The sequence below is a fragment of the Pseudomonas sp. GX19020 genome (genome assembly GCF_023371075.1).
Classification (GTDB): domain Bacteria; phylum Pseudomonadota; class Alphaproteobacteria; order Rhodobacterales; family Rhodobacteraceae; genus Pseudogemmobacter.
Genome location: NZ_JAMCCR010000005.1, coordinates 268310 through 278273 on the forward strand (window position 1 = coordinate 268310; position 9964 = coordinate 278273).

Genomic DNA, 9964 nt, shown 5'->3' on the forward strand with positions numbered 1-9964 from the left:
TGTTTAATTGGCCCGGTTTGTGGGCAAGTCAGGGAAATCAGGGACGGCGAGATGGCAGCTGACAGACCGCCCGGGGGCGATCTCACGCAAAGCGGGGCGCGTCTCGCGGCACAGGCTCATCGCCCGCGGGCAACGGCTGTGGAACTCGCAGCCTTTCGGACGACGCAGGAGGCCGGGGATCTCTCCTTTGATCGCCAGATCGGCGCGGCGGCGGCGCGGATCGGGATCCGGCTCTGAGGCGATCAGGCTGGCCGTATAGGGATGCGCGGGCCTTGCGAAGACCTCTGCGGCAGGCCCGGTCTCGACCAGCCGCCCGAGATAGAGAATGGCGATGCGGTCGGCGGTATTGCGCACCACCGCCAGATTATGGGTGATGATCAGAAAGCTGACGCCGCGGCTTTCCTTGAGATCCGAGAGCAGGTTGAGGATCTCTCCCTGGATCGAGACATCAAGACCCGCCGTCGGTTCATCCGCAATGACCAGAGCCGGATCAAGCGCCAGCGCGCGCGCCACACTGACCCGCCGGGCCTGGCCGCCCGACAGCTCATGCGGATAGCGGTCTGCCATAGCGGGCGGCAGGCCGACCCGTGCCAGCATCTCCCCGGCGCGCGCCTGCCGGTTGGCGGGGGCCGGGCCATGGATCACGAAAGGTTCGGTGATCAGGTCACCGACCCGCATCCGGGGTGAGAGTGAGGCGACAGCGTCCTGAAACATCATCGCGGTCTCGCGCCGCAGCCGGCGTATCTGCGCGGGGCCGACAGTCTCGCCGTCAAAGCGCAGCTGGCCGCCGCTTGCGGGCACAAGGCCAAGCATGGTGCGCGCAAGGGTGGTCTTGCCGGAGCCGCTTTCGCCGACGATCCCCAGCGTCTCGCCCCGGTTCAGGGTCAGTGTGATGCCGTTGAGGATGTTGATCACCGGACGGCGAAACGGCAGCAGGGCCGACAAGAGATCGCCCGGCAATGCCATATCGACGCGCAGATCGCTGACCTCGTAAAGCACGTTCATGGCGTCACCTGATGACACAGGACCGCGTGGCTTTCGCTCAGCCGCACGCGCGGGACGGGGTGGGCACAGCCGGGGGCTGCCTGTGGGCATCGGCTGGCAAAGGCGCAGCCGGCGGGCGGTGCCGTCAGATCGGGCAGGCGGCCCGGTATCGTGGGCAGGCGCGCGACCGGGCCCTGAATATGGGCCGGATCACAGGCGATCAGTGCACGGGCATAGGGGTGGCGGGCATTGTGGTAGATTTCATCGGTGGTGCCCTCTTCGACCACCTCGCCGGCATACATGACATAGACACGGTCACACAGTTCTCCCACCACGCCCAGATGATGGGTGACGATGACGATGGAGCCCTGATACTGCTGGCGCAATTCGCGAAACAGGTGGATGATCTGCGCCTCCATCGTCACATCCAGCGCGGTGGTCGGCTCATCGGCAATCAGAAGATCCGGCTGCATCATCAGGGCCGCCGCAATCGCCGCGCGCTGGCGCATGCCGCCCGACAGCTCATGCATATAGCGCCTGAGCACGAGCTCCGGGTCGGGGATGCCGACGCTTGCCAGCATAGCACGCGCACGGGCCAGCTTTTCGGCGCGCGACACATTTGCGCGATGCTGGAAATCCACCAGTTGCTGGCCCAGTGTCAGCACCGGGTTGAAGGCGCTCATCGGGTCCTGGAAGATCATCGCCACCCTGTCGCCGCGCAGCTCCCGTCGCCGCGCTTCGGTGGTGGTGATCATGTCCTCGCCCCTGATCCGCAACTCACCCGATAGGGTGGCGCCAGGGGCCGGCAGGCCGATCAGGGCCGAGGCAAGTGTGGATTTGCCGCAGCCGCTTTCGCCGACGATGCCGATCACCTCGCCGGCCCGCGCCGTCAGGCTGGCGCCGCGCAGGGCCTGGACCGGGCCATAAGACAGCCGCAACTCTGTGACTTCCAGAAGAGCACTCATGCCTGCCTCCGCTTCAGTTTCGGATCAAGCGCATCGCGCAGGCCCTCGCCCAGGAAGGTGAAGCCGATGGTCGCCAGCACCAGGGGAATGCCGCCTGCGATCACCAGCGTCGGCTGCTGCCGGAGCGAGGTATAGCCGTCATAGAGGATGTTCCCCCAGGAGGGCGTCGGCGGTTTGACACCAAGGTTGAGGTAGGAGAGCCCTGCCTCAAGCATGATGACCACCGGCACATCCATGGACAGCACGATCACCAGCGGCCCGACCACATTGGGCAGGAGATGGCGCAACAGAATGCGCGCAGTCGAGGCGCCCATCGTGCGTTCAGCCTCGATGAAATCGGCGTTCTTCAGGCCCAGAACCTGCGCCCGGATCAGCCTTGCATAGCCCGGGATCGAGACCAGCACGATCACCAGCAGCAGTGTCTGGGTGCCCGGTCCCATGACGGTGATCACGGCGAGCGCGAAGAGGATCATCGGCAGGGATGAGAGGGAATCCAGTACCAGCACCAGAAGCCCGTCCAGCCAGCGCGGCCCATAGCCCGCGATCAGCCCGAGGATAAGGCCGATGGCCCCGGCGATTCCGGTGGCGCCAAGGGCGATGGCCAGCGCGTTGCGGGTTCCCATGATCAACCGCGAGAAGGTATCGCGGCCCAGCTGGTCGGTTCCCGCCAGATGAGTGAGGGTTGGACCGAGGAGCTTTGACTTCACGTCGATTTTCAGCGGGTCAAAGGGGGTGATCCAGGGCGCCAGGATCGCAATCAGCAGGAAGCTGCCCACCAGGACCGCGCCGGTCGCGCCCATCGGATCCGACATCAGCCTGGAGAAAGCGCCTTGCGGGCGCACCCGAGAGAGGGGATCAGCGGGCGCCGGCTCAGCTGCGGAAGACATCGCGAACCCTCGGATCAAGCCGCGCGATCAGCAGATCGGCAGCAGTAACGATGAAGAGGTAAAAGGCGGTCATGAAAAGCACCGTGCCCATCACCAGCGGGTAATTCCGTTTCGCCACCGCCGAGGTGATCAGCGAGCCGATCCCGGGCCGCGAAAACACCGTCTCGACAAAGACCGCCGATGACAGGATGGAGCCGAACCCGACTGCAAGGATCGCAATGGTCGGGATGATCGCGAGGCGCAGCGCGTAGCGGGTAACGATCTTGGTCTCGGACAGGCCAAAGGCGCGGGCGGTGCGGATATGGCTGGCGCCCATCACCTCCAGCATCGAGGCGCGCACCAGCCGGGCCAGATAGCCGACCCAGGTGATGCCGATGGCGAAAGCCGGCAGGATCACCGCGCGGATCTGGCTGCCGAGATCTCCGGCCTGACCCGCACCGATGGCGGGCAACCAGTTCAGCCAGACCGCGAAAATCAGCAGCGAGTAAAGCGCGATGACGAAAGAGGGCACGGCGATCATCGAGACCGACAGCACCCCCAGAAGCCGGTCAATCCAGGTGTCGCGCCAGACCACCGCGACACAGCCAAGCGCCACCCCGAACACCAGCGCCAGGCCAAGCGCGACCAGTCCGAGGATCAGCGTATTGGGAAACACTTCGAGGATCTGATCCAGCACCGGCCGCTTTGACCAGACGTCATAGCCCAGATCACCCCGCAGCGCGTTCGAGAAGAAGTTCCAGATCTGGGTCTGCAACGGCTGATCAAGGCCCATTCTGGCGTTGAGTTCGGCCTTCAGCTCGGGCGTGGCCCTTGGTCCGAGCGCCAGGGATGCCGGATCGCCCGGCACCAGAAACACCATCGCATACATCGCAAGCATAACGATCACGAGTATCAGTATCGCAAGCCCGATGCGCCGGATGGCATAGCTCAGCATCTGCGGCACCTCTGGCACAACGACCCGTCAGGTTCGGGCCGGACGTCCTTTGCGCGCCATACCCGGCGCAGAGGCGCGCTAAGCGGAGGATCAGCTTCGGGGTCAGAGATGGTCACGAGCGATCCTCTCATCCCAGTTGCGCGTAAAGATCACTGTGCCATTCTCGCGGATGGTCACCGTCATCTCAACACGGAAATGGGTGGCGTCGCAGGTCAGCCGCCCTTCGCTTTCATGGCTGGCGGTCAGGCCCTTGCGCTCGATCTCCACCCGGAATTTGGTGAGGGTGGTGGCTGAAAGCGGGTCTCCGTCGGTGATTTCATAGCGCGACAGGCATTCGGCGCGGTGGATATGCCCGATATCGGGCATCTCGCTGATGCCGGTCCAGCGCGGAAAATCGACGGTCATGCGGCCGGTCAGCAGATCATGGCGCACTTCGCGCCGGGCCGCAGCCTCCACTGGATGCGAGATTTGCGGTGTGTTTTCCGCAGAAGCCGGCGGGTCAAACGCGCGCAGGGTGCCATCGCTCGCCTGCGGTGCCCGCACAGGCAGCATCAGACGGCTCTCGCCGGTCTGAATGGTCAGCGTGGCAGGCTCGGGCGAGGGCCAGGCAATCGGCCAGTAAGTGGTGGAAATTGAGATTGCCAGCCGGTGACCGGCAGGAACCGCAACCGCAATATCCTCCATCTCGACGGTTGCATCGGTGAAGACACCGGGCACCAGCGCCTCGGGGAATTCATGGCTTTTGCGATGCGTGAGGTTCAGGATGCCGATGCCGATCCGGGTCGAAGAGCCGTCCGGCGCCACATCATTAAGCCTGACCGAGACCAGCGCCATCGGCTTGTCAGAGGCAAACCGCAACATGACCTGTGGCGCGCCCAACAGCTCGATCCGCTCAGGCAGCGGGTCCGAGAGGAAGACGAGGCTGCCGCCATCATCCATGCGCTGATCGGTGGCCCAGTCGGCATTCTCGCCGTAGCGCCCGACCTCGCCGGCGGTCAGGCCCACCCACAGGGGCGAGCAGACCGGCAGGCCCTGCACCGGCCCGGCTTCCTCGCCCAGCTGGTGGCCCGCATTCAGATGCAGGATGCGCGGCGTGACATGTGGCGATGGCCAGGACGGCTCGCCGATCCAGCGGCCGGGGCGCTCCAGGTAGCAGGTGCGCGGCGGCACGGGTTCCTGCATCCAGGTGCGGTAGAGCGGCTCGTCCATGATGCCGGTCTCGCGGCCTTTCATCCAGTGATCGCACCAGCGCAGCACTTCCTGCAGCCAGCCGATGGCGGGCGCGACCGACACATCATAGGGGTAGGAATGGGCCCAGGGGCCGACCAGCCCCAGCCGTGGCCCCGAAAGCCCGGCCAGCAGGCGCGGCACCGCTTCGGAGTAATTGTCGGCCCAGCCCGAGACAGCATAGACCGGAATGGTGATTTTTGAGAAATCCTCGCAGACCGAGCCCTGTTTCCAGTAGTCATCGCGGCGCTGGTGGCGCAGCCAGGTGAGCATCCAAGGGAAATTCGCCTCGATCCGCTGCATCCAGATCTCGCGCCAGCGCGGACCGACGATTGCCTCATCCGGCGGCAGGTCATTATTGGCGAACATGGTCGAGGACCAGTCGAAATCATCCTTTGACAGGCAGCCGCCGACCCGGTGGATATCGGTTGCGAAGCGGTCATCGGTCGAGCCGACGGTGATCACGGTCTTCAGCGCCGGCGGCTGGCGCGCGGCGATCTGCAATCCGTTAAATCCGCCCCAGCTGATGCCGATCATGGTGACCTGGCCATCGCACCATTCCTGCGCGGCGATCCAGGCGATCAGCTCGCAGCCGTCGATCTGTTCCTGCACTGAATATTCGTCAGTGATGATGCCGTCGCTTTCGCCGGTGCCACGAATATCGACCCGGATCGCCGCATAGCCATGGCCTGCCAGATATTCATGCATGGCATTGTCCCGGGTGCGGGTGCCATCATGCTTGCGGTAAGGCAGATATTCGAGCACCGCAGGCGAGGGCATATCGGCCCCGTCCGGTCCGACCGGCAGCCAGAGCTTTGCCGCCAGTCTGGTCCCGTCATTCAGCGGGATAAACAGGTTCTCGATGATGCGAACCGGGTTCTGGAACTGGCTGTGATCGTGCATAGCGGCTCCTTTGTTGAACAACAATGCAATAAAGAATTTCTAGTGGCAAACGATTTTTTGCGTCTGAAAGCCTGAATATTCTCACTGAATTGAGCAGGCATTATTCTTATATAGCTGCATCGAACGGGCTTGACCCGCTGAAATTTCCACCGCTACTGTATATATGTTCAACAAGGATGGTCCGATGTCGCAGCCAACCGCCAGGAACCCGCGCTATGATGTGCTGTTTGAGCCGCTGGCGATCGGGCCGAAACTCGCAAAGAACCGCTTTTTCCAGGTCCCGCATGCCAGTGGCATGACAAATGCCGCCCCGCATGTGCGCGCGGCCTTCCGCGCCATGAAGGCCGAGGGCGGCTGGGGCGTGATCTCGACAGGCGCCTGCTCGGTGCATCCTTCTTCGGATGACAGCCCTTTCCCGGCGGCAACGCTCTGGGATGAGGCCGATATCCGCGCGCATGCGCTGATGACCGACGCGGTTCACGCGCATGGCGCGCTGGCCGGGGTCGAACTCTGGCATGGCGGAGCGGTGACGATGAACCGCACCACGCGGCTCGCCTCGCTGTCGCCCTCGGGCGTGCCCTGGATGGCGGGGCATCCGGGCTTTATGTCCTCGGCGCGGCCCCGAGTGATGGACAGCAGTGATATTCGCGATCTGATCCGCTGGCATGCGGAGGCAGCGGTCCGGGCTGAACAGGCGGGGTTTGACATCCTCTATGTCTATGCCGGCATGGGCTATTTGCCCTATCAGTTCCTGCTCTCCGACTATAACAAGCGCACCGATGCCTATGGGGGCAGCGCCCGTAACCGCGCGCGCCTGCTGATCGAGCTGATCGACGCCGTGCGCGAGGCGACGCATGGCCGCCAGGCGGTGGCCCTGCGTATCTCGCTGCAGGAGTTGCGCGCCCGCCCGTCCGACACTGCCGAAAGCGAGGCGCATGAGGTGATCTCGCTTCTGGCCGATGCGCCTGACCTGTTCGACGTCAAGATGGACTATTCTTCGACCGACTGCTCGGTCTCGCGCTATTCGCCCGAAGGCAGCCATGAGGCGGTGATTTCCTTCGTCAAGCAGCTGACCGACAAGCCGGTCGTCGGGGTAGGGCGCTTTACCTCGCCCGATACGATGGTATCGATGCTGCGGCGGGGCGTACTGGATTTCATCGGCGGCGCGCGGCCGTCAATCGCCGATCCGTTCCTGCCCGAAAAGATCCGCACCGGGCGCGAGGACGAGATCCGCGAATGTATCGGCTGCAATCTGTGCATTTCGTCCTGGCATGACGGGGTCTGGGTCCGCTGCACCCAAAACCCCACCGCGGGTGAGGAATGGCGGCGCGGCTGGCATCCCGAGAAGGTGCCGGTGACCGCCCCCGCCATCCAGGGTGAGGCCGAGAATGTGCTGGTGATCGGCGGCGGTCCCTCGGGGATGGAGGCGGCGCTGACTCTGGGGCGCCGGGGCTATCGGGTGACGCTTGCCGATCAGGCGCGCGAGTTTGGCGGGCGCCTGCGGTTCGAGGCGCGGCTCCCAGGCCTTTCGGCCTGGAACCGGGTGACGGAATACCGGCTCGGGCGGCTGTCGCAGATGCCGAATGTGTCCCTGTTCCCTGAAAGCCCGATGCAGGCGGCGGATGTGCTGGAATTCGGCGCGCAGCATGTGGTCGTGGCGACCGGTGCGCGCTGGCTGCCGGTGACCTGTGGCATGAATGAGCTGCCCGCCGGCCGGGTTGACGGCCCGCGTGTCTATACCCCCGATGATCTGGCGGCAGGCGCCCGCCCCGAGGGGCCGGTGGCGGTGTTCGATTATGACAACTATTATATGGGGTCGGCGATTGCCGAAATGCTGGCCGATCAGAGCCATGCCGTCACCTATATCACCAATTCCGGCGCGGCGGCGGCCTGGGGCATCATGACGAATGAGCAGCCTCTGGTGCATCAGAGCTTTGCCCGCCGCGAGATCGCCTATCGCACGCTTGAGGTGGTGACGGACTTTGACGGTGAGACCCTGACCCTTGCCCAGACCTTCTCTGGGGCAAAAAGCAGGATCGCCGCGCGGTCGCTGGTGATCACCGGTCTGCGCGAAGGCGGATCGGCGCTGCATGAAGCGCTCGCGGCCTCGGATCTGGCGGCGGCGGGGGTGCGCAGCCTGCATCTGACCGGGGACGCCAATGCGCCGGGCGCGATTGCCCATGCAACATATCAGGGACATCGTACCGCGCGCGAGCTGGGCCTTGAGGCGCATCAGATCAGGGTGGGCCGTGACGCACCCTTTGCCCCGCGCGATTTTCTGGCGGAGGCTGCCGAATGACGGACGCCTCCTCCTCCCCCCGCCGTACCCGCCGCGCCGCCCGTCAGATCGGAGCGCTTGACCAGCCGCCCTTCGGCCAGCAGCCCCGAACCTATGATCCGGTCCGGGTGATATCCGACGACCAGGTCGCACAGATCCATGAGGCAGCGCTGAGCGTCCTGCGCGATATCGGCATGCGGGTGCTGGAGCCCGGCGCGCGTGAGCGGTTCCGCCAGGCCGGTGCCGTGGTCGAAGATGAGACAGTGCGCTTTCCGCCCGGCCTGATCGAAGAGACCCTGAAAACCGTGCCCGCGCATTTCACGCTGCGCGCCCGCAACCCCGCGCGCAATCTGCGGCTTGGCGGCGGCGATCATATCTTCGCCTCGGTCGGCGGACCGGCCTATGTGATGGACAATGACCGCGGCCGGCGCGACGGCACATTTGCCGAGATGTGTGATTTCCTCAAACTCGTGCAGCAGATCAATGTCCTGCACCAGGAGGGCGGCGGCCCGTTCGAGCCGCTGGACCTGCCCGCCCATACCCGACACCTCGATATCTGCCTCGCGCAGATCACTATCCTCGACAAGAACTGGCAGACCCAGACCCTTGGCCGCCAGCGCACCATGGACGGGATCGAGATGGCCGCGCTGTCGCTGGACACCACGCCCGACGGGCTGACCGCGGTGCCCACGCTTCTTGGTATCATCAATACCAACTCACCCCTGCAGCTTGATATCCCGATGGGAGAGGGGCTGATCACCATGGCCGAACATGGTCAGGTCAACGTGATCACCCCCTTCACACTTGCGGGCGCCATGAGCCCGGTGACGCTCGCGGGGGCGCTGACGCTGCAACATGCCGAGGCGATGGTGGGGATCGCACTGACCCAGCTGGTGCGGCCGGGGGTGCCGGTGATGTATGGTGGCTTCACCTCGAATGTTGACATGCGTTCGGGCGCACCGGCCTTCGGCACGCCGGAATATACCCGCGCGGCCCAGGCTTCGGGCCAGCTCGCACGCCATATCGGCGTTCCGTTCCGCTCCTCCAATGTCTGTGCCGCCAATGCGGTCGATGCCCAGGCGGCGTATGAATCGCAAATGTCGCTCTGGGGGGCCCTGATGGGCGGCGCGCATCTGGTGAACCATGCGGCAGGCTGGCTGCATGGCGGCCTGACCGCCAGCTTTGAAAAGCTGATCCTCGATGCTGAAATGCTTCAGATGATGGCAGAGTATTTCCGTCCGATCGAGGTCAGCCCGGCGACACTGGCGCTCGATGCCATCGCCGAGGTGGGCCCCGGCGGCCATTTCTTCGGAACCTCTCATACGATGGAGCGTTATGAGCGGGCTTTCTACCGTCCGCTGGTCTCCAACTGGGACAATCACCCGCAATGGCTCGAGCGCGGTGCAGTCGAGACCCGCGAGCGCGCAAATACATTGTGGAAGCAGATGCTCGGGGATTATGAGGCGCCGCCGATGGATCCCGGTACGCTTGAGGCGCTGAACAGTTTCGTCGATCGCCGCAAGGCCGAGGGTGGCGCTCCGATGAACTGACCTCTCTCTGATCACCGGATTCGGCCCGTCCTGGGCCGGGATTCGGTGATCGTTTGGGCGAGTTCTGCCAGGCCTCTGATTTTTCTTCCGAAATTTGGGGTGGTTTGCGCAAGATTCTGTCAGGTGCAGGGGGTGTGGCCGGTTTGGCCTGATCGGTGCGGCAGAATTATCTGCCTTATTTCATTGGGCTTTCGCATATCTTCGCGGGTATTTTATGACTTTCTGGAAAAAAGGGT

General features: G+C 64.3%; 7 protein-coding genes. 2 read left to right on the forward strand and 5 right to left on the reverse strand.

Annotated elements, in window-relative coordinates:
- Positions 1-3: 3 nt before the first annotated feature.
- The 5 genes from M3484_RS11600 to M3484_RS11620 all read right to left on the reverse strand — a co-directional run bounded on the left by M3484_RS11600 (position 4) and on the right by M3484_RS11620 (position 5900).
- Positions 4-1005 carry an ABC transporter ATP-binding protein gene (locus M3484_RS11600; RefSeq protein ID WP_249496980.1) on the reverse strand — a complete coding sequence of 334 codons (1002 nt, stop codon included), beginning with the start codon at positions 1003-1005 and terminating at the stop codon, positions 4-6.
- Positions 1002-1949 carry an ABC transporter ATP-binding protein gene (locus M3484_RS11605; protein WP_249496981.1) on the reverse strand — a complete coding sequence of 316 codons (948 nt, stop codon included), beginning with the start codon at positions 1947-1949 and terminating at the stop codon, positions 1002-1004. Before M3484_RS11605 ends, M3484_RS11600 begins: the two co-directional genes overlap by 4 nt.
- A complete protein-coding gene (locus M3484_RS11610; RefSeq protein WP_283258400.1) occupies positions 1946-2836 on the reverse strand; it encodes an ABC transporter permease in 891 nt (296 codons plus the stop codon). Before M3484_RS11610 ends, M3484_RS11605 begins: the two co-directional genes overlap by 4 nt.
- Positions 2820-3770, reverse strand: coding sequence for an ABC transporter permease (locus M3484_RS11615; protein WP_092902846.1), 951 nt, complete (start codon positions 3768-3770; stop codon positions 2820-2822). Before M3484_RS11615 ends, M3484_RS11610 begins: the two co-directional genes overlap by 17 nt.
- A 102-nt stretch (positions 3771-3872) precedes the next feature.
- Positions 3873-5900, reverse strand: coding sequence for a CocE/NonD family hydrolase (locus tag M3484_RS11620; protein WP_249496983.1), 2028 nt, complete (start codon positions 5898-5900; stop codon positions 3873-3875).
- Positions 5901-6084: 184 nt separating this feature from the next.
- Here M3484_RS11620 and M3484_RS11625 point away from each other — a divergent pair, with 184 nt between their 5' ends.
- Together M3484_RS11625 and M3484_RS11630 are read left to right on the forward strand one after the other, a co-directional pair.
- The gene (locus M3484_RS11625) at positions 6085-8199 is read left to right on the forward strand and encodes an oxidoreductase (protein WP_249496984.1); all 2115 of its coding nucleotides are present in this window, start codon (positions 6085-6087) and stop codon (positions 8197-8199) included.
- Positions 8196-9728 (forward strand): trimethylamine methyltransferase family protein, encoded by a 1533-nt coding sequence (locus M3484_RS11630; RefSeq protein WP_249496985.1) that lies wholly within the window; start codon positions 8196-8198, stop codon positions 9726-9728. Before M3484_RS11625 ends, M3484_RS11630 begins: the two co-directional genes overlap by 4 nt.
- Positions 9729-9964: the final 236 nt, after the last annotated feature.

Coding starts and splice junctions, on each gene's coding strand:
- M3484_RS11630 (WP_249496985.1), top strand. CDS start 8,196: ATGACGGACGCCTCCTCCTCCCCCCGCCGTACCCGCCGCGCCGCCCGT.
- M3484_RS11620 (WP_249496983.1), bottom strand. CDS start 5,900: ATGCACGATCACAGCCAGTTCCAGAACCCGGTTCGCATCATCGAGAAC.
- M3484_RS11615 (WP_092902846.1), bottom strand. CDS start 3,770: ATGCTGAGCTATGCCATCCGGCGCATCGGGCTTGCGATACTGATACTC.
- M3484_RS11625 (WP_249496984.1), top strand. CDS start 6,085: ATGTCGCAGCCAACCGCCAGGAACCCGCGCTATGATGTGCTGTTTGAG.
- M3484_RS11600 (WP_249496980.1), bottom strand. CDS start 1,005: ATGAACGTGCTTTACGAGGTCAGCGATCTGCGCGTCGATATGGCATTG.
- M3484_RS11610 (WP_283258400.1), bottom strand. CDS start 2,836: ATGTCTTCCGCAGCTGAGCCGGCGCCCGCTGATCCCCTCTCTCGGGTG.
- M3484_RS11605 (WP_249496981.1), bottom strand. CDS start 1,949: ATGAGTGCTCTTCTGGAAGTCACAGAGTTGCGGCTGTCTTATGGCCCG.